This is a genomic window from Saccharopolyspora shandongensis (assembly GCF_900106995.1).
Lineage (GTDB): Bacteria > Actinomycetota > Actinomycetes > Mycobacteriales > Pseudonocardiaceae > Saccharopolyspora > Saccharopolyspora shandongensis.
The window spans coordinates 104,304-122,429 of sequence record NZ_FNOK01000018.1; the positions used below are offsets into that span (position 1 = coordinate 104,304).

Here is an 18,126-nt window from a genome sequence, read left to right on the forward strand (position 1 = left end):
GCAACCAACGCGCCCTTACTGGTCGTAGTTCACTGAGGGCCACGCGCCTCGACGGCGACCGCTCTCACTGAAGTGCGTGCCTGGAGTATGAACCGCGCGGCGCTTCGACAGTGGATGACCACTCGGCCAGAGATCGCCGAGCAGCTGCTGCGGGGCAGTAGGCACCCACACTTCTGTTCTCCACGGCACCGCGACAACCGAGGCTCTGAAGAGCGGCCACGCCCCGAGCCCTGAGCCCTCAGCAACGCTTGACCGAAACCTGATCCAAAAACCCTGAAGGAGTCCACATGCCCGATTGGCCAGTGCAATCCCGCCCGTTCCGTGGCGGTGCGAGAGCTCACGCAGTGATCCCGCCGATCGTGCTTCTGTTGAGCTTCGGCTACAGCCAACGAGTCCCGCCGCCGGCGAACTTCTCTCTTGACGTGCGTAGCGCGCCAAACCCGCTTCGTATCCCCGAATTCCGGGGTCTCTCCGTACTGGACGAGTCCGTCCAGAAATGGATGCTCGCCGAGCTGGACTCGTGGTTCGACGGCCTTCTCGATACTCTCGGCCCTCAGCTCGCCGATGCAGAGTCGCGCGACTCGCGCGCACTCACGTGGGCATTCGGATGCACCACCGGACACGATCAGTCTGTCGTACTCGCCGAGTTGGTCGGCGCAGCCATCCGACGTACCGGAACGACGGTCTGCATCAAACACCTGGACCTCGCGACGGAAACGATGCAACACGACGCAGACCGGGTGGTGATCGCACCGTGACAGTGGGAGTGACTACGCGGCTACCTGAGTCGCACAAAGGTCCGCCCGCGCGGTGGCGACGAACATTGGAGGAGTCCGGCGTTGGGCGACGTTAACTGGATTCTTCTCGTCCACGATGACAAACCTGTTGGCCCTCGCGGCTGCCTTCTCGGCTGCATGGTGATGCTGGGCGTCTTCGCGGGCTTCGTGATCCTCGCGCAGTACATGAGATGAGAACGTGATTCCAGCAAGGTGCCGCCCTGCTGCGGGTTCCTCACCGGGACCGGAGTGAATCTGTGTGCCGCGGGCACCACGTCACAGCACACACCAGGTGGTGCTCCTCTCATGTTCCCGTCTCAGGTTGTTCCTGCGCCGTCGATGACGTCATTACGGAGCCCGTATGACGTGCGGTCGCACCCTGCTCCTCACATCGAAAGGATGGACATGGCAACTCTGCCTGAGATCAACCGCAAGTGGAAGTTGACCAGTGAAGCCGAATCCGAGTTGCGCAGCAGGCTGGCAATGGCGGGCTACTACTGCTCCGCCGAGCCGGCAGTCGAGACCGACATCTACTACTCACAGCCGAATGTGTGGGTGCGCATCCGCGAGCGCGACAACGTCGCCGAGATCGCCTACACCGCCATCCCTGGCTCCACGCGCGAGATCCAGGTCATGCGCGCCGACATCACCCAGGCAGGAGAAGCCGCTGCGCTGCTAAAGGCAATCGGCGCGGTCGAGCAGGTGCGCGTGGTCAAGACCCGCGCGATCTTCAAACACCTGGCGCTGGAGCACGCCAGGGTCGTCATCGACCAGATTTCCGGGGTCGGCACCTTCGTGGCAGTCGAGGTCGCGCTCGATGATGCAGACGCCCGCGGCGCCGTGGCCAATGTGGAACGCCACCTGCAGCTCGATGAGCTGCCGGTGATCGAACTCCCATACCGGGAACTGGTAACGCGGGCCGTGACTGTGGCCTCGTGAGCCCGGCAGTACTGGAGGTCCTCACCTGGGGCTACAACCGCACCACCCCGCCGCCGGCCGACCTGGCCATCAACGTCCGCTGGATCCGCAGCCCACAGGTTTTCCTCACGCTGAAGCACAAACGACATCACGGACTGCGCCATTCGCGGGAACGATCCTCGATCAACCCCATATCACTCGGGCGCGTAATTAGTGTTCGCGACGGTCTGCAGACGATCCGAGAACGGAGCTGCTTGGTGGACGGCTTTCGCGTCGACTTGACTGCCTTGACGGGTGCATCGAAAGGTGTGCGCGACACCATCGAGTCGATGAACGACCGCAAGGTCAGCGACGTCGACTGCCCCGCTGACGCATTCGGCCACGATCGATTGGCCACCACGGTCGACGAATTCTGCAATCGTTGGAACGAAGGCGTGACGAATCTAACCGACGACGCCAAAGAAGTCTCTGCCCGGCTCGACTACTGCGCGAAGGCGTACCTGCAGACCGACGAAGCCGCGCGGGCCCATTTCGAGGGCATTGTGCAACGGACCGGTGGCGACGACCCGGCAGCGCAGTGATGGCTGCTGAACTCGGAACCACGAACGATCCGAATGCCCTGATACCTGGCAACGCTGAGGCTGTTCGCGTTACTGCGGCGTCGATGCGCCGCTACGGCGACGCTCTGCAGGAGGCGGGCGACGGGCTCAAACGCATCGACAGCTCGGAGGGCTGGGAGGGTGAAGCCGCAGAGCAGTTCCGGTCCGCGTTCGAGGGCGAACCCATCAAGTGGCTGGAAGCTGGCGACTGCTTCCAGCACTCGGCGGGGGCACTAGAGCAGTACAGCGAGGCACTGACCTGGGCGCAAGGACAAGCTGCCGTAGCGATCCGATTGTGGAACGACGGCGAAGCCGCGACCCAACAGGCCAAAGCCGACCACGCCCGAGCAACAGAGCAAGTCGGGCAGCACGTACCGCCCGGAGCAGCAGCTATTGAGGTTGCCTTCCACGATCCTGGCGAAGCGAAGCGCCAAGCCGCCCGGGAGACTTTGCAGCGCGCCCGCGGCCAGCTCGCAGCGGCCGGAGAGCGCACGGCCGACGTCGTCGGCCGTGCGCGGGACAAAGCACCCGAAGAGCGAAGTTGGCTCGCGCAGGCTGGGGAAGCGATCGGCGACACTGCCGCGAGCGTGGTCAACGGGCTTGCCTCTTTCGGCAACGCCGCCATTCGCCACCCCGAATGGGTCGCTGCCCTGGCGGGAGGTGCGGCGCTCACCGTGGTCAGTGCGGCGGGTGAGACCGTCGGCGTCGCCTTGGATGCCACTGGCGTCGGCGCGGTCGGCGGCATTCCGCTTGGCGCTGCGTCGACAGCTGGCCTGGTTACCGGCATTGGGGCGATGGGGGTCTCGATGGCAGGGCTCGCCTCCGAAGCCGCGGGTGACGACTCCGTCGAAGTCATCGATACCCATGACGCCGAACCCGCGCCTGCGCCCGCTCTTCCGTGGGAGGACCCTGCGGTGCAGGAGAAGCTTCCCGCGGAGTGGGGTGATGGCAGCGCTACGAAGAAGGGCGTCGGGCAGCGGTGGCAGGATCCCAGCGATCCCGGCAGCGGAGTTAGGATCGACCAAGGCAATCCGAACAACTCCCAACCCACGCAGCAGGTCGACCACGTGATCGTCAGAGAGCACGGAAAGGTAATCGGCCGCGACGGCGAGCCAATCTCGGGTTCCGTCAAGCAGAACCCCGAAGAAGCGCACATCCCGTTGAGTGAGTGGAAGCAGTGGAAATCGTGGAACCACCCGTAGAGTCGATCCGCTACCCCGAGATGCGGGCAGAAGTCATCGACGCAGTCCGGTCGCTGTCCGACCTGGACTACCAGCGCCGTGTCTGGATCCGCCATGAGTACCCCCAAGACGGGTTCTACGACGACCTCACCACAAACGTGAACATCCTCTTCGACGACACGTGCGTGCTTCCCGAACCGGAGCAACGAGTCGGTGTTGTTCTCCACTTCAGCGAGGTGGAAGCAATCAAGGCACTCGGCGAGGTGCTCGACCCACTCATCGGTGAGCTAGGCGACGCCAGTGATGGTCAGTACCTCGAACATCCACAGTGGCCTGAAGTTGTCACCAGGGCGCAGCGGGCATACCAGATTCTCAGCCGACACGAGAACAGATAGTGGATCGGAGTCCGCGTAGGGAGCGATGTCGCCGAACGGGCGCTGGGACCAAAGTCCGCGGCTCCCCGTCTGAACTGGTCTTGATCGCCAAGGCCTCAGAGGCTGTTGGGTAACTGGGCGGGCACGTAGTGCGACGTGGTGTTGATCATGTTTGGTGTGTCGGGATGACAAAAGGATCATCCCCGTCGTGATCTTGTTGTGTGTGCAACTGCGATACCGGCGGGGATGATCGCCGTTCATGTTATCCGTCCAGCCTGAGCAATGAGGTGTGGGCTGTCCTGGAACCGTTGATGCCGGTACGAGACCGCCGAAAGGGCGGTGCCGCAAGGAAATACGGCGATCGTCCGGTGCTGGACGCGATCTTCTTCGTGCTGCGCTCGGGCTGTCAGTGGCGGATGATTCCCCGCGATCTGCTGCCCTGGGACGCCGCCTACCGCTGGTTTCGGACCTGGACCACAGACGGCACCATCGACCGTGTTCACGACGCGCTGCGCGATCAGGTCCGTTTCCAGGCCGGCCGCCAGGCGGACCCGACGGCGGCGGTGCTCGACGCCCAGTCCATCAAAAGCAGCGAGGGTGGCGAAGCGCGTGGGTTCGATATGGGCAAGAAAACGACAGGCCGCAAACGGCACCTCATCGTGGACACCCTCGGCCTGCTGCTGGTCGTCATGGTCACCTCCGCGTCGGTGCAGGACCGCGTCGGCGGGCGGGAGATCCTGCAACGCCTGGCCGCCCGCTTCCCCTCGATCGCGCTGGTCTGGGCCGATGGTGGATACGCCAACTCCATCGTCAACGGCCTGCTGGCCTGGGCGAAGGAAAACCTCGGACTGGTACTGGAAATCGTCAAACGCAGCGACGAGGCCAAGGGGTTCCGGGTTCTACCGCGTCGCTGGGTGGTCGAACGAACTTTTGGGTGGCTCGTCCGTAATCGGCGCCTCGCACGAGACTACGAACGTCTGACTGCCAACTCCGAAACCATGATCAAACTTGCGATGATCCGCCTCATGGCCACCCGGCTGGCCGGCCAAGCCGTCCGGTGGTCCAACGCCACCGAACGCGAAGCCGCACGCCGACTGACCGTGGAGACCCATCTCGCAGCGTAATCACTCACATACCCAACAGCCTCTCAGACGATCGATCAGGGTGCTGGCTCGGATAGCTCCCGAACGTGTCGAGAAAAAGGACGTTTGACTGGTACTGGTCGACGAGGAGCTCGCCCCACCTCAACCCGCGCAAGGCCGTGGCTGCAGTCGCCGACCTCCCCTGGCGGCGTGACGCGCCTGAAGAACCCACACGGATGACGAGGAGACCAACGCACCGGTAACTGCTGCCCACCACTATTAGCAGTGCGGGCGCCGGCAGTGCCAGGCGTGCATGACCGCGCACACCCCTGTCCTACCGACGCAAGCAGCACGGGACTCCGCGGACTGAGGACGAGTTCCGTGCGCTGGCAGATGAGATCTACGCGCAGCGCCGAAGGTGGGCCAAGCTGTGGGCGCCGGAGAACGCCGGTCCGCTGCGCACCGCAGAGCCGGAAGCCGGTCGATGGCCGAGAAGGTCTTGGCCGACTCACCCGTCTGGCCTGGGCGAACAAAAAACCCCTGGCCGTCTGACCAGGGGTTTCGCATATGTGACTTAGATCACTGAATGACGTGATCGAGTTTTTGGTGATCGGTGCTAATCTGATCGCCGGACACGTTGTGTCCCGATAGGTACACCTCACCACAGTACTGAACTTGAACAACTCAGACATTAGGGTGAACGCCGGAAACCTGTCAAGACCGAAGTAACGGAGTTCACTCCCTTGGTTGAGGTGCTGCCTCTCGACAACCGAACCGAGAGGACGTGCATGGACAGCGTTCGTATCGGCCTGGGGCCGTTCCTGGACTACGTACGCAGCACCCCGCGGGGCTGCGTGGCGATCGTGAAGTCCCAGCGGCGGATGTACCTCGATCCTGACGGCCAGGGATCGTCGTTCTACGGGCCGTTGTCGGCCGGGCTGCGGCGGGCGGTGAACTCGACCGACCCGGAGCAGGTCATCGCCGAGGTCGTGAAGCGCTCCCGACCTGAGCAGCGCCGGCACTACGAGGAGCTGCAGAGTGGGTTCGGCCGGTGGTGGTCGAAGACCAAGGCCAGCGGTGTGCCGGTGGCCTCGACCGAGTGGGTGCGCGCGGAGCTCGCGGTGCGCGTCCTCGGCAGCCGTGAGCCCGGCAGTGGGGTGCTGGGGCTTCGGTACCGCGACGGCAAGACCGAGGTCGTGCTGCCTTATCTCAAGGAACCCGAACTGGGCCGGGACGCGGCGAACCTCACGCTGCGGATCCTGGAGCTGCACATGAACGAGCTGCTGCCGGGCGCGATTCCGGTCGTGCTCGACCTGCGCCGGGCCGCGCCGCTGCGATTGCGCAGCAACACCAACCGAGACGACCTCGACGCCGTGCTGGCCGGCGAAGCCGCCAAGTACGTCACTCACTGGCAGGCCGCTGCGGCCTGATCATGACCGCCCTTCTGGGGGTGCGGCCCGCATCGTCGCGCCGCGCCCTGGGCGTGCAGGTGGAGTTGCTGGTCGACAGAAATGAGGGTGTGTGCAGCTCGTCGAACGTTTGAACCAGATCCGGACCCAGATGCGGCGTGAACTGGCCGATTTCGACCAGGCCGATGATCAGGAGGCGCGAACCGCGTCCGTGGAGGCTTTGATCGGGCTGACCGAGCAGCTGCTGGCCTTCGACGACTCGCTGCCGGAATACGCACGGCAGCAGGCCAAAGCGGCCGCACAGGCCAAGGTGTTGCGCGTCAAGCCAGCGATGCTGACCGCGGCGGGAATCTGCGCGGCCGCCGGGTTGCTGGTGACCGCGACCGTGTTCTGGGGATCGACGCCCGGGATCGCGATCCTGGGCAGCCTGGTATCGCTGTTGCTGGGCTTCCTGCTGTTCTTCGGAGCCGAGGAGACCGAGGTGCACACAGCGAACGGGCCGAAGGTGCCCTCACCGACATCGCGATGGGCCGCCGCGATCTGCGGTGCGCTCTCGGCCGTGGCCTTCGTGGCGCTGGCCTGGGGCTGGACCGGCGGCTGGTTCGGATGGCTGGCGCTGCTGGCCACCGGAGTCCCGGCGTTCCTGGTGGCTCTCCAGCCACTGAACCCGCCGCCCTCAACGGAAGCGGCCAGCTCCACGGCCGCGTGAGCAACCCGGGTACTGCCGCCGTCCGATTCCCGCATCAAACAGAAAGGCCGCTGGGTGTTCCACAACGTTGAGGACTTCGACGACGTCTCCACCAGCCTGCAGACGATCCAGAACGAAATCGACGAGGTCAGCTCCACCGTCCGACAGCACCACACGGAGATCAACGACCGGGTTGAGAGCGCCGAGACCGAGAACAACCAGCTGGAACAGCGGCTGGACAAGCTCGACGACCAGCTGCAACAGCTGGGTGACCAGATCGCGGTCCTGGAACGGCGCGCGCTGACCACCAGCACCAACCGCGCCGACCTCGATACCCGAACCCCCACCGAACGGCGGCTGGCCCGCAGCGCCCGCCGCGCCAAGGAACTCGAGCGAGAGCTGCTGCCCGAGCACACCCGCAAGTACAAGAAGAACTCGATCTCGACCTTCGAAAACCAGGTCCAGGAACTCGCCGACAACGAAAGCACCCTGGTCGAAGTGATCGCGGAACTGGCCGGCCTGGCCAAGCGAGACCCACGCACCGCCGAGCACCAGGCCGCCCGGGCCAGCTACACGCAGGCCAAGACCCAGGTCGAGACCAGCCGCCGCTTCGTCACACCACATCGCCGCCAGGCGATCGAGGACGACCGGGCCACGCTGGCCGCGGATGCGAAGAAACGCGCCAAGCACGGCGCGGAGATCGACGCGGGCAAGCAGGACTGGTTCCGGCTGTGCAGGGCACTGCGCAACCGGATAAGCAAGGCCATCGACAGTGGAGCCGCGCTGCCACCGTGGTTCACCACGGTCCTCGGCCCCACCCCACCTGCGGCCCGGACCGAAAAATGGGTCAACACCGCCACGCTGCTGCTGGCTTACCGGGCCATGTACGAGGTCACCGACCTGGTCGTCGCGCTGGGCCCCAAACCATCCCGCAACGGCGCCAGCCTGCGCCACACGCTCTACGAGGAACTCGAGGACGAGCTGCGCACATACCGCCGGCGGTAGGCAGACCGCCTGCCGCAACATCCCGAAGCCCCCGCCACGTGGAACACGGCGGGGGCTTCGGGATGTTGCCGGTCAGCTGCGGCTGTGACTGGTGCGCTTGGCCCCGGTGACCGCAGCGACCGCCGCAACCTCGTCCTCGCCGTAGAAGGTGCGCGCCGAGGAGTGCGAGCCCAGGCCCGCCGCCTTGGCCAGGGTCGCCAGCGGATAAGGCCGCGGACCGACGAACTCGCGGCCGTAGGCGATCAGCTGCCGCAGCTGGCGATCGACCTCGTCCCGCTGGCGCCGCACCCGCTCAATCTCGGTCAGCAGCGGGTCCCAGTCCTCGGCCTCCCAGGCCCCTCGCAAGTTGTGGGCGTAGTCCTCGCGCAGCTCCCGCACGTGGTCCTGGGCGTCAGCGATCAAGTCGGGCGGGTCACACTGCGCCGGGTCCGTCGGCATCGGGTAGGCCAACGCAGCGATGTGATCGAAGATATCCGTTCCTGCCATGCATGGCACTCTACGCCACAACTGACGAACTTCGTCAACATTGACGCGTGACGTCATTCTGCTGAAGCGTGCCCCATGTGTATGCGGGTGTCGGCAAGGAAGCTGTCATCAGCCTCAAACGAGCACGGGCGGACTGCGGCGGCGTCCTCGGCACGCCGATCCCAAGGATTTTGCAGACCGCCTCTCCGTGGACCAATCGAGTGACAGCTCAGCGACACCAGCTCGCCGCCCGACGATTTCACCGCAACCTTGTCGCGCGGTCGCCGAACGCAATTCGGCGCGCCCAGGTGGCGACTGGTTCCTCGCTCAGCCGGGCGGCAGGTAGGGGCCCGTGGCCGCCGGGCGAGACGGTGCGCTTGTAGCGGACTACGGAGGTGCGGCTGCCTCGACTCCTCCGGCGGTCAGGTCGGCGGCTTGGCGCCGGGCCGCCGACCAGCTTCGGAGCCGGGCCTGCTTGCCGTCGACGCGGGTGCAGCAGCCCAGTAATCCGGCGCGCCGTCCATCTCGGTCAGCAGCGAAACGACCGGCAGCATCCTACTCAGTCACTACCTTCAGGCGATTCGATCGACGCAGGATTCATGGCCGGGCTTTTCAAGGACGCGCTCAGCCCGAGACCGAGCTCGACTCTGCCTCACGTGTACGAGAATTTCGTGAGCTAGGCGTCGGATATCCGGTGCGCTAGAGAGGCGCCCGGTCGCGCGATCGATTGCCTCTCTGCGGTCGCGCGCGCAGACCCCTCCCCAGATCCCCCAGCTGACGCCTTCATCCGCCTCATGGCTAAGGGCGATCACGAGGCATTCAGTCCGGACCGGGCAGCCGGCACAAGCTTCGACCGCCTGACCACGTTGGCGGGCGAGTCCGTCGACACCGCGGGCTGGCTCAGGGAACCATGCGTCCTGGGAGGTGGACGTGGTGCAGCGGCCATGACTGCGGACTCTCCATTCTTGTTCGCGAAACACAAGCGACCCCCGAAATAGTGACCATCGAGAACGAACCGGCTCCTGTGGGACGGCAGTTCGATGACGAGGCGAGCGCCGCTCTGCTTCGGGTGAACCACCGGTGCGTGAGTACGGGATTCGGGCAACCTCAGTCAGACGCCCGACCAGGCTGTCCGCTATTGAGGACTTGGATGGTCGAAAGTACGCCGCCGTGGCCAGTGGGTCAACTCGAATGGACTAAGGACTTGCACTTGTCCACTAAAGGGGACACCCTTGTAGGACTGGAAGGGAGGTGTCCGATGCCGGAAGCCGAGTCGGGCAAGACGTTCGGGGAGCAGCTGGAGCTGTTGTTCGACGCGGTCCGACGTGAGGACGGCTCGGCGTACTCGAAACGCGAGGTTGCTGCCGCTGTCGGGTTGTCGAAGACCCACTTGTACAACCTGATCAACGGTGAGCGCGAGCCAAGTCACGCCACGGTCAAGGCATTGGCGGAGTTCTTCGGAGTGCAGCTGGACTACTTCTCAGACAGTGAGCGTGGACGAGAGCTGGCTCAGCAGTACTCGCTGCTAGCGAAGTTCGGCGAAGGCAAGCTGCGCGCTCTCGCACGAGGCGCGGAGAAGTTGTCGCCTGAGCAGTTAGCCAGCGTGATCGAGTACATCGAGTTCCAGGCGAGTAGAGATCACCCTTCTCGGTGACAAGACGTTCTTGTCGCTGTCAGACCAGCACCACGTAGGGACACTGGATCTCCGCGCTGCGCAGCAGCTGGCGTCGCTGCAGGCGTTTTCCGCGCTGTAGGCGAGCGGCGGCCTAGCAGCTTCGCTCGGCGGTAGTGCAGCCGACGCCTCCACCGTTGCGCACGGACGGAGGAAACGCCCGGCGGCGATATGAGGTGATGCGCTGTGGAAGACCCTCAGGGAACGGGCACAACAGCACGTAGATCTCGGCGTCGGCTGTTTGTTCTGCGTATGCGCCGCGCTCGGGGTGAGGCCCGGCTTCGGCGAGCGCTTCGCGAGGAACTCGACGAGCTTGGCATCGTGGGCCCGACGGACATGGCCGAGGTCTGCCGCCGTCTAGGAGCTCGCCGGGGAAAGCCGCTCAAGTTGTCGCCCTACCCGCTGGACGTACCCGGGCCATTCGGCTTGTGGATTGCGACCCCTGTCGTCGACTTCATCCTCTACCAGCAGGAAACGACGAACGCCCACCAGCAGCACATCATCGCCCACGAACTTGGGCATATCATCAGCGGTCATTCCTCGGACGACGGTGACGAGGCCGGTTGGTACGAGTCCTTTCCCGACATCCCTCCTGATCACGTCCGCCGTGCGCTGCGACGTACGCACTACGAGACCGACCAGGAACGTGAAGCCGAAACCGTGGCGACCTTGTTGCTGGAACGCGCCGCGGTGCTCGAGCAGGTCGCGCTTCCTTCTCAAACGCCTCGAGCGCGGCGTGCTCAACAGGCGCTTGGCGAGCAACAGGACTGGCTGTGAGCCTGACGAAGCTGGCCATCATCGTCGCCCTCGCGTGGTTCAGCTATCGGCTGGCCCGCTCGCCACGGGACCTCGCTCTGCGCGCTGTGGTCGCATGCTTGTTCTGCCGCTTGTTCGCTGCGCCTTCGACCGTTGCCGCTCTTCGCGAGCTCACAGGTGGTGCCCTGACGGCCAGTCTCGGCAAGCTGGTCATGAACATCGCGCTGAACGCCTCATGGTTCTTCCTGCTTCTCTTCTTCCTCTTCGCCGCTGCAGGAGGCACTGCTCGAGCGTGGCGGGAAACAGCTTTGGTGCTCGGCGTCTCGGCCTGCATGGCCTTAGCTGTTGTTGTCACTCCTGACGCGGACAGCGCGTTCCCGACGCGCGGTACGTTGCCGGTGACCTTCCAAGTACCGAGCGTTGCAGTCTTCTATCTCGTAGGCACGGCCTACGTCGCCTACGTGACCGGATCAGCCGCAATGTGGGCGTGGCGCTACGCCGCTGAGTCCGGTCGCCGCACACGGGTTGGCCTTCGACTCGCGGCCGTCGCCCTGGTTGGTGAAGCAGGCATCGCGGTGATCCGTGCCGGCATCGTCGTCGTCCGCTGGGCAGGCGGCAACGTGCCGCCATCGTTCGCGAGTACTGTCGACAGCCTGGTTCCCGTGGCGCTGCTGATCTTCGTGGTTGGGGTCTGTTGGGCTGGATTGGCAACCCGCATTTCGGCATTCCGCGTCTGGGCCCGCCATCGGAGCATCTACCACCAGCTGTATCCGTTGTGGGCAAGGCTGCATGAAGTCTTTCCTGGGGACGCACTCGAGCGCAGCCCCCGGAGCCTGTGGCTCGATCGGCTTTCGCCACGGCGCATACATCGCCGCTTCTGGCGCCGACTGATCGAGATTCGTGACGGCCTGGTCCAGCTGGGCCCGCACCTTGCAGACTCCGGCTTCGATACCGATCGGCCCGCGCATCAACAAGTCGGCGTCGTCAAGGAGGCATTGCGTCGCCAGCGTGAGGGGGCACGCCCCAGCGGGCGGTCCGCGGTACTCATCGCTGCTCCCGACGGCCCCGACCTCGGTGCCGACATCGAGCAGCTCCTCGCCCTCGCCCAAGCACTGTCCAAGCAGACCATGCCCACATGACCCCCTGACCAGAGAGACGGCACGATGAGACTTCTGATCACGGCTGAGCGCGTCTTGCTTGGTCCAGCCGGCCATCAGGTCGACGATGGCGCCATCCTGATTGACGAGAACACGATTCTCGCCGTCGGCCCTCGCCCCGAAGTCGAAGCACAAGCTGGCAGCGACGTTCGCCGGCGCGACTACCCGAACCACACCATCCTGCCAGGCTTGATCAACTGTCACGTGCACCTGGCGCTCGACGCTGGTTCAGCCCCCTTGGAGCAATACCTCGTCACCGAGGACACCGATCTCTTGCTCGGAATGGCAGGCCGTGCGCAACAAGCTGCTCGGAGTGGGGTCACGACCATCCGAGACCTCGGAGATCGCCAGGGTCTTGCTTTCCGTTTGCGGGATGCCATCGCTCGCGGCCAGCTAAGCGGGCCCCGCATCGTGGCGTCCGGCGCACCGCTGACCATTCCGCGTGGTCACTGCCACTTCTTCGGCGGTGAAGTCTCCGGCGAACACGAGATCCGCCAGCATGTCCGGGACATGGCCGACCGTGGGGCAGACCTCATCAAGGTCATGGCAAGCGGCGGCCACATCACCCCAGAATCGCCCCCGATGTGGGCAACCCAGTTCTCCGCGGACGAGCTCCGGATCGTCGTTGACGAAGCATCCAATGCGGGCCTGCCAGTCGCTGCACACGCCCACGGATCCGACGCGATCGCTGCCGCGGTCGATGCGGGCGTCTCGACCATCGAGCACTGCACATGGCTCCGAAGCGGAGGCGGCGGATACGACCAACGTGACGAGGTGGCCAAGCGCATGGCCAGCCAAGGCGTCTACGCCTGTATCGCATGGCCTCCGGACTGGCGGGGATTCATGGAACGCCTCGGACCGGAACGCGCTGAGCAGATCATCGAGCGCTTCCTATGGATGGACGAGCTGGGCATCCGCCTTGTGCCCGGCACCGATGCGGGCCTGCGAGGCTCAGGATTCGACGACTACGTCGACGCCCTCGAACTATATGCCCACATTGGATTCTCGAACGCCCAGATCATCGAGATGGCGTCGGTAACAAGTGCTCAAGCTCTAGGAATAGGCACAAGCGTGGGGCAGCTACAGCCCGGATACTCCGCAGACCTGATCGTGGTCGACGGCAACCCCCTCGCCTCCCTCAAGCACCTGCGGCACCCTCAGCTCGTGCTCGCCCACGGACACGCGTTCCACTCCCCCAGCTGACCGGCTCCCAGGCACCACAGAATGCCGCCGGCAACGCTTCTGTTCTGACGGTGCACATGGCGTCCAGGCCACGTGTGAATCCCGCTGTGGGACGAGCCTCGACAGGTGGTCAAGACTCGTCCCACAGCGGGATTCTCCAGTTTTCGTACCCTTTCTCAGGGTTCGCGGTCGAAGTGACGTGATGCTTCTATCTTCTTGTCCTACGTGGAGGGTGGGGTCAGACCGAGGCAGCCAGCGACGCCGCCGTGTACCCAGCCGGTGACTCGGGTGGTGTCATCGGTCAGGTTGACCCAGTCCGGTGTCGTAGGAGTTCCGCCGACGAGCTGGTGCACACGGTAGGCGTGGGCCTTGTAATAGACGCCGTCGACGGGCGACTGCAGGTCCGCCGCGCGGTGGATGCGGGCACCGTCCTGGATGGACAACGCTGTGCCGGGCGGGCAGGCACCTTCCGCGTGAGCTGTGCCGGTGACGCCTAGCATCAGGATTCCCGCAGCAGCTGCCAGATTCACCGCAACACTACACGTTTTTCGCATCGAACATTCCTCTCAGAATTTCGCGAATGAAGAAGAGACACTTCGCTATCCGAGACCCGTTGAAGGCGGATCCCAGCAGGGTTCCGATGAAATCGAGGGATTCAGCGGTGCATCACAGGACGTGCTGGCTCGGGCGTCCTTGGCGTGGTTCTTCGAAGTGTGGCAGTCCGCATGACCCGGCGATGCAGTCGTCGTCGGGGGTGGCGGCTTGGGCTGCAAGCGCTGTTCCGGCGACGGGTAGCGCGGCCAGGGCTACGGCGATCAACGCGGCTCGTACCGTGTTCGCGGCTGTCTTGTGGAGGTACTGATTTTCTCTCTTCATTTCCTTTCCTTTCTCCTTTTGGGCGCAGTTCTCCTGGGCGAGAATTCGCCCTGTGTGGGTGTGTTACCGGCCTGCGGCGGTTAGTTGGTGATGCGGAGGATGGCCGCGGTCCAGGTCATGCCGACGCCGATGCCCAGTAGGGCGATGTGGTCTCCGGCGGTGACGAGGCGTCGGGTGAGGAGGTGGTGCAGGTCGACGATGTGGTCGCAGGCGCCCATGTGGCCGTAGCGGCGGGCGAGGAAGGCGCTGCTGCGTTCTTCGGGGATCCCGAGCGGTGCGAGGCAGTGCCGTTGGGTTAGCGGGCCTCCGTAGTGCGGGCAGAGCAGGTAGCTGAGGTCGTCGAGTTCGAGTTCGGCGTCATACAGCGCTTGCTTGACGACGGCGCTGACGGCGGTGGCGTTGACGGTTTCGAGGGCGTCGGGTCCGTCGTGGGTGGCCAGCCAGTGTGCTTTTCGCTGGCGTAACTGGATCGGCGGCCGGTAGGTGTTTCCGTTGTACCAGCCGGCGTTTCCGCGGTGGAGGCCTTCCAGCTGGGGTTGCGCGCAGGAGGCGGTGGAGATCAGCTCCGCCACCGCACCTACACGGGAGTCGCGCCCGAGAAGGATGGCGGCTCCGGCGTCGCCGTAGGTGATGCCGGGGTCGGCTTGCCAGCGGTCGAACAGCGGTGTGTGGAAGGTGTCGCCGGCCGTGAGGAGCGCGGCGTGGCCGGGTTGGCCTTGGAGGACGTGGGTGGCCAGTTCGAGGCCGGCGACCATGCTGTTGGACATGCCGTTGACCGCGAGGGTCATGGTGGTGTCGAGCCCGAGTTGGTCGGCGACGAAGCAGTTGGGTGACCAGAAGTCGAGGCCCGGGTCGTGGATCGTGGCGTGCAGGTGCAGGTCCAGGCGGCAGTGGAAGCCGTGGAGGGCTTGGCGGCCCGCGTACGTTGCGAGCTCCGGTCCGGTGCACTCTGGTGCGACGGCGACAGATTCCTGGCGGTTCCGCTGTGCCTGCTGGGCGCTGTAGTGACCGGCGTGGATGGCGTCGGCGGCGGGCATGAGGTCGCCGGTGACGGCTCCGATGCCGTTGATCGTGATCCCGTGGTGCCGCATACCCGATCACCTCGCCGGACTGGTCGCGCTGGAGAGGGTTCCGGTGAACCACACTTCGCGGAATCCGTCGGCGCCGATCGAGCAGTCACGGCTGAGCGTGTGAAAGACGGGATCGAGGGCGCGGTTGACGAATCCGAGGAAGACAGGCTTGGGCGCGTCCGTGACCGCGGACAGGTGGCCCCAGTCCTCGCCGTCTTGCCACCGCAAGATAAACAGCGTTCTGGATCTGCTGGTTTGTTCTACGGTTCGCATGAGGGATCACTCCATTCCCGCGCACAGCGCGGCAGGAAAAAGAGAAACGGGAAGCCCAATCAGGAAATCGCTCTCACTGCGAAGGGATTTCCCGTGTTGTGGGTCTCGCCACCGTGACACTGGATCAAGCCTCGTGTCAGTTTTTGGCCTCACTCCACCAACAGATACACCCATCCGAGTGAGCCCGACGCCTAGCGCCGTGGGTCTCTCAACATCGAAAGCCCTTGAACCAGAACATGATCGCGGCGAAACCTGCTCCCGGGATGTTGCGGACGGGGCGCCAGGAAGTGGTTGTCCCGCCTGAGGATTCACTCAAACGGGCGCATACTCCGGTTGACGGGGGCCAAAATCTGACACGAGGTGCGGCCAACTGTCAGGCTCACTCGTCCCCGGACCCGCCGCGAAAACCAGCTCCCCTCGGACTTTCTCGCAGCCTGGTCCCCAGTTTCGGAGGTGACATTGTGGTGCCGACCCCTTCTTCCCCTCCTCACATCAGTGGAGGGTGTCGTTCACGTGCCAACACTTTCCTGCCCTGTGCCGGTGGTGGCGGTTCTCGTCCTCGCAGGCATCGTGGTGGGCCCGCTGCTGGCGTGGGCGGTGCGGCCCTGGGTGGTGTGCTCGACACGCCCCTGGCCGATGGCCGGGTTCAGCGCTGCCGACGGCGCCGTCACTCTCGCCGTGGGGTGCCGCTTCGCCACCGATCCCGTGCTTGCCGCCTGGTGGTGGTGGGCGCTCTGCAGTGTGGCGCTGGCCTGGATCGACCTGTCCTGTCACCGATTGCCACGCCCGTGGGTGATCGCACTGGCCGCAGGCGGTGTCGTCATGTTCACCATCCACGCCATCACGGTCTCCTCCCCGGCAGCGCTGCTGCGGTCGGTCTCCGCCGGTGTCCTGGTTCTGGCCGTTGGTTCGCTCGCCTACTGGATCGCTCCGGGTGGGCTGGGCTACGGCGACATCACCTTACTCGCCGCGATCTCCATATACACCGGATGGATCGGGTGGCGAACCGTGCTGGTGGGCATCGCCGCGGCGCTACTGGTGCTCGGCATTCTCGCCGGCCTGGCATGGGCGACCACGCTACGAGCCCGGACCGCGCGCATCGCCGCCGGTCCCTGTCTGATCCTCGGCGGCTGGATCGCCGTCCTCGTCCACACCTCGTGAAAGGCCACTAGGAATGCCCTCGACGCCTGTGTCCGTAGCCGCGCAAGCTGTGCTGTGTTCGGCCGGGTTCGTCCTGGCCGGCTGTGCGACAGCACCGCCGGCCACGCAGCCAGCCACCCCAAACATCGCCCCGCCGCCGGGCCCGTCCGCTGACGAACGTGCTGAAGTGGAGCGCACATATCGCGACTTCTGGCGGATCACCTGGAATTCCACGACCGAACGCGGTGCGGGATGGGACGCCGAGGTCCGTCGCGTAACAGGGCAGGAGCTGGCCGATCAGATCACCTCACGCGCTCGCGAGCAGCTGGCTGGCGGAATCCGGCTGTATGGCGCTGTCATGGCCCGTGTGTCGTCGGTGCAGATCACCGGGGATCACGCAAGTCTGCAGGATTGCCAGGACATGAGCCTGGCCGGCCAAGCCGATCTCGCATCCGGGAAGCCGAGGAACGTTGGCGTCGCTCGAAACCTCGTTCACGCCACGTTGAGCAAAGGGCCTGACGGGGTCTGGCGGGTCGATCGGGTCGAGTTTCCGGGCGGTGAGTGCTGATGTGCCCCACAGCCCGCGGCCCGTGCGTTCTCACCGGATTGACCGTACTGGCGGCGCTGACCGTCCCGGTGGCGCAGGCCCAGGACGGAGACGTCACGGTCGAGCATGGCGACGCTGGCGGCTGGCACGCCCCGCCTTCGATCGGTCTTTCCGCGAACACCCCGGGACGGCCGGGGCGACCCGCAACCTCAAAGCCCGGCGGCAACACACGTCCGAGCAACAGCCCGGCGGCGCTGGTGCCGCTGTGCCCGACCGTGATGTGCGATGCCCCGGGGCAAACACAGGACCCTGCGTTCATGCTCAGCTCTCAGCCGTTGTCGACATGGTGCTTGGGACCGCTGAACAACGGGCACTGTCCACAGCCGAATGCCACACCGCAAACACCGAACCCAGCGAGCGCTTCAGGCCCACCGGATCCCGTTGTTCTCGCTCAGCAGGCAGCTCAACGGCTGCGGTTGCCGCTGCCGACGCCGCGGCATTCCCCGGATCTGCGGTTGCCGGATGGCCGTCCGGCGACAGTCGTCGGTGAGCACACCTGGTTCTGGACTGCCCCTGAAGATTGGCGTCCGCAAACGCAGCGAGTGCAGGCGGGTGAAGTGTGGGCGGAGGTCACCGCCATACCGGTTCGGTTGTCGATGGCACCCGGGCTGGGCCAACCGGTCACTTCCTGTGCGGGGCCGGGGACACCATACGAGCGGTCGTTCGGGCTGCACGTTGCTTCGCCGGACTGCGATGTGGTGTACGAGCAGCCATCGATCGATCAGCCTGGTGCACTGGTGACGGCGGAGTGGTCGATCACCTGGCGGGTCACGTGGCAGGGCTGGACCGGCAGCTCACCTGCCGGGGGTGAGTTGGCGCCGATGACCTCGCGGGCGCCGGCGAGGTTCGCAGTGGCCGAGGCCCAAGCACTCCGCATCCGCTAATCCAACAGTTGT

General features: G+C 65.2%; 22 protein-coding genes and 1 pseudogene. 17 read left to right on the forward strand and 6 right to left on the reverse strand.

Annotated features, from left to right (window positions below; translation table 11 throughout):
* Positions 1–36 precede the first annotated feature (36 nt).
* The 11 genes and pseudogenes from BLW84_RS48405 to BLW84_RS48415 form a co-directional block, all read left to right on the forward strand.
* A pseudogene (locus tag BLW84_RS48405) lies at positions 37–153 on the forward strand (Crp/Fnr family transcriptional regulator); the annotation flags it as partial.
* A 191-nt stretch (positions 154–344) separates the two neighbouring features.
* Entirely contained in the window at positions 345–758 is a 414-nt protein-coding gene (locus tag BLW84_RS20525; protein ID WP_218157387.1) for a RapZ C-terminal domain-containing protein, read from the forward strand.
* A gap of 81 nt (positions 759–839) precedes the next feature.
* Positions 840–971, forward strand: a complete 132-nt coding sequence (locus BLW84_RS49925) for a hypothetical protein (protein WP_281247424.1) — start codon at positions 840–842, stop codon at positions 969–971.
* Between the two features lie 204 nt (positions 972–1,175).
* On the forward strand, positions 1,176–1,715 hold the full coding sequence (locus tag BLW84_RS20530; RefSeq protein WP_177226589.1) for a CYTH domain-containing protein: 540 nt from the start codon (positions 1,176–1,178) through the stop codon (positions 1,713–1,715).
* Positions 1,712–2,275, forward strand: coding sequence for a hypothetical protein (locus BLW84_RS49165; protein WP_245761263.1), 564 nt, complete (start codon positions 1,712–1,714; stop codon positions 2,273–2,275). Before BLW84_RS20530 ends, BLW84_RS49165 begins: the two co-directional genes overlap by 4 nt.
* Positions 2,275–3,495, forward strand: a complete 1,221-nt coding sequence (locus BLW84_RS48410; protein ID WP_218157388.1) for a putative T7SS-secreted protein — start codon at positions 2,275–2,277, stop codon at positions 3,493–3,495. The genes BLW84_RS49165 and BLW84_RS48410 overlap by 1 nt, the downstream gene beginning before the upstream one ends.
* The gene (locus BLW84_RS20550; RefSeq protein WP_143061026.1) at positions 3,462–3,869 is read left to right on the forward strand and encodes an SCO4402 family protein; all 408 of its coding nucleotides are present in this window, start codon (positions 3,462–3,464) and stop codon (positions 3,867–3,869) included. Before BLW84_RS48410 ends, BLW84_RS20550 begins: the two co-directional genes overlap by 34 nt.
* A 200-nt stretch (positions 3,870–4,069) precedes the next feature.
* Complete coding sequence (locus BLW84_RS20555) at positions 4,070–4,972, forward strand: IS5 family transposase (protein WP_093267576.1); 903 nt, start codon at positions 4,070–4,072, stop codon at positions 4,970–4,972.
* Between the two features lie 746 nt (positions 4,973–5,718).
* On the forward strand, positions 5,719–6,360 hold the full coding sequence (locus BLW84_RS20560; RefSeq protein WP_143061027.1) for a hypothetical protein: 642 nt from the start codon (positions 5,719–5,721) through the stop codon (positions 6,358–6,360).
* Positions 6,361–6,451: 91 nt separating this feature from the next.
* Entirely contained in the window at positions 6,452–7,048 is a 597-nt protein-coding gene (locus tag BLW84_RS20565; protein ID WP_093267580.1) for a hypothetical protein, read from the forward strand.
* Between the two features lie 54 nt (positions 7,049–7,102).
* Positions 7,103–8,032: a coiled-coil domain-containing protein gene (locus BLW84_RS48415; RefSeq protein ID WP_218157389.1), complete on the forward strand. Its 930-nt coding sequence runs from the start codon at positions 7,103–7,105 to the stop codon at positions 8,030–8,032.
* 72 nt (positions 8,033–8,104) lie between these two features.
* On the opposite strand, the gene BLW84_RS20575 is transcribed toward BLW84_RS48415, so the two are convergent.
* Both BLW84_RS20575 and BLW84_RS50140 read right to left on the reverse strand, forming a co-directional pair.
* The gene (locus BLW84_RS20575; RefSeq protein ID WP_093267582.1) at positions 8,105–8,518 is read right to left on the reverse strand and encodes a hypothetical protein; all 414 of its coding nucleotides are present in this window, start codon (positions 8,516–8,518) and stop codon (positions 8,105–8,107) included.
* 551 nt (positions 8,519–9,069) lie between these two features.
* Positions 9,070–9,477: a WhiB family transcriptional regulator gene (locus tag BLW84_RS50140; protein WP_093267584.1), complete on the reverse strand. Its 408-nt coding sequence runs from the start codon at positions 9,475–9,477 to the stop codon at positions 9,070–9,072.
* Between the two features lie 278 nt (positions 9,478–9,755).
* Here BLW84_RS50140 and BLW84_RS20585 point away from each other — a divergent pair, with 278 nt between their 5' ends.
* The 4 genes from BLW84_RS20585 (at position 9,756) to BLW84_RS20600 (ending at position 13,285) form a co-directional block, all read left to right on the forward strand.
* Entirely contained in the window at positions 9,756–10,151 is a 396-nt protein-coding gene (locus BLW84_RS20585; protein ID WP_093267586.1) for a helix-turn-helix domain-containing protein, read from the forward strand.
* A gap of 339 nt (positions 10,152–10,490) precedes the next feature.
* The gene (locus BLW84_RS20590; RefSeq protein ID WP_425441729.1) at positions 10,491–10,946 is read left to right on the forward strand and encodes a M48 family metalloprotease; all 456 of its coding nucleotides are present in this window, start codon (positions 10,491–10,493) and stop codon (positions 10,944–10,946) included.
* Positions 10,943–12,064: an MAB_1171c family putative transporter gene (locus BLW84_RS20595; RefSeq protein WP_093267590.1), complete on the forward strand. Its 1,122-nt coding sequence runs from the start codon at positions 10,943–10,945 to the stop codon at positions 12,062–12,064. Before BLW84_RS20590 ends, BLW84_RS20595 begins: the two co-directional genes overlap by 4 nt.
* Positions 12,065–12,088: 24 nt before the next feature.
* Entirely contained in the window at positions 12,089–13,285 is a 1,197-nt protein-coding gene (locus BLW84_RS20600) for an amidohydrolase family protein (RefSeq protein ID WP_093267592.1), read from the forward strand.
* A gap of 200 nt (positions 13,286–13,485) precedes the next feature.
* Here BLW84_RS20600 and BLW84_RS20605 read toward each other — a convergent pair whose 3' ends face one another.
* The 3 genes from BLW84_RS20605 to BLW84_RS20615 form a co-directional block, all read right to left on the reverse strand.
* The gene (locus BLW84_RS20605) at positions 13,486–13,794 is read right to left on the reverse strand and encodes a hypothetical protein (RefSeq protein ID WP_143061028.1); all 309 of its coding nucleotides are present in this window, start codon (positions 13,792–13,794) and stop codon (positions 13,486–13,488) included.
* A 426-nt stretch (positions 13,795–14,220) separates the two neighbouring features.
* Positions 14,221–15,231 carry a ketoacyl-ACP synthase III family protein gene (locus BLW84_RS20610; protein WP_093267596.1) on the reverse strand — a complete coding sequence of 337 codons (1,011 nt, stop codon included), beginning with the start codon at positions 15,229–15,231 and terminating at the stop codon, positions 14,221–14,223.
* A 6-nt stretch (positions 15,232–15,237) separates the two neighbouring features.
* Entirely contained in the window at positions 15,238–15,438 is a 201-nt protein-coding gene (locus BLW84_RS20615; protein WP_143061029.1) for a hypothetical protein, read from the reverse strand.
* 588 nt (positions 15,439–16,026) lie between these two features.
* Here BLW84_RS20615 and BLW84_RS20620 point away from each other — a divergent pair.
* The gene (locus BLW84_RS20620) at positions 16,027–16,644 is read left to right on the forward strand and encodes a prepilin peptidase (protein WP_218157390.1); all 618 of its coding nucleotides are present in this window, start codon (positions 16,027–16,029) and stop codon (positions 16,642–16,644) included.
* 166 nt (positions 16,645–16,810) lie between these two features.
* Positions 16,811–17,191: a hypothetical protein gene (locus tag BLW84_RS20625; protein ID WP_093267601.1), complete on the forward strand. Its 381-nt coding sequence runs from the start codon at positions 16,811–16,813 to the stop codon at positions 17,189–17,191.
* A 760-nt stretch (positions 17,192–17,951) separates the two neighbouring features.
* Here BLW84_RS20625 and BLW84_RS47575 read toward each other — a convergent pair.
* A complete protein-coding gene (locus BLW84_RS47575; RefSeq protein ID WP_177226590.1) occupies positions 17,952–18,107 on the reverse strand; it encodes a hypothetical protein in 156 nt (51 codons plus the stop codon).
* Between the last annotated feature and the right edge of the window lie 19 nt (positions 18,108–18,126).

What these genes read in the sequence shown, in the direction of transcription:
- BLW84_RS47575 (WP_177226590.1), bottom strand. Translation starts at nt 18,107, where the DNA reads ATGCGGAGTGCTTGGGCCTCGGCCACTGCGAACCTCGCCGGCGCCCGC.
- BLW84_RS20575 (WP_093267582.1), bottom strand. Translation starts at nt 8,518, where the DNA reads ATGGCAGGAACGGATATCTTCGATCACATCGCTGCGTTGGCCTACCCG.
- BLW84_RS20530 (WP_177226589.1), top strand. Translation starts at nt 1,176, where the DNA reads ATGGACATGGCAACTCTGCCTGAGATCAACCGCAAGTGGAAGTTGACC.
- BLW84_RS48410 (WP_218157388.1), top strand. Translation starts at nt 2,275, where the DNA reads ATGGCTGCTGAACTCGGAACCACGAACGATCCGAATGCCCTGATACCT.
- BLW84_RS20560 (WP_143061027.1), top strand. Translation starts at nt 5,719, where the DNA reads ATGGACAGCGTTCGTATCGGCCTGGGGCCGTTCCTGGACTACGTACGC.
- BLW84_RS20600 (WP_093267592.1), top strand. Translation starts at nt 12,089, where the DNA reads ATGAGACTTCTGATCACGGCTGAGCGCGTCTTGCTTGGTCCAGCCGGC.
- BLW84_RS20610 (WP_093267596.1), bottom strand. Translation starts at nt 15,231, where the DNA reads ATGCGGCACCACGGGATCACGATCAACGGCATCGGAGCCGTCACCGGC.
- BLW84_RS20585 (WP_093267586.1), top strand. Translation starts at nt 9,756, where the DNA reads ATGCCGGAAGCCGAGTCGGGCAAGACGTTCGGGGAGCAGCTGGAGCTG.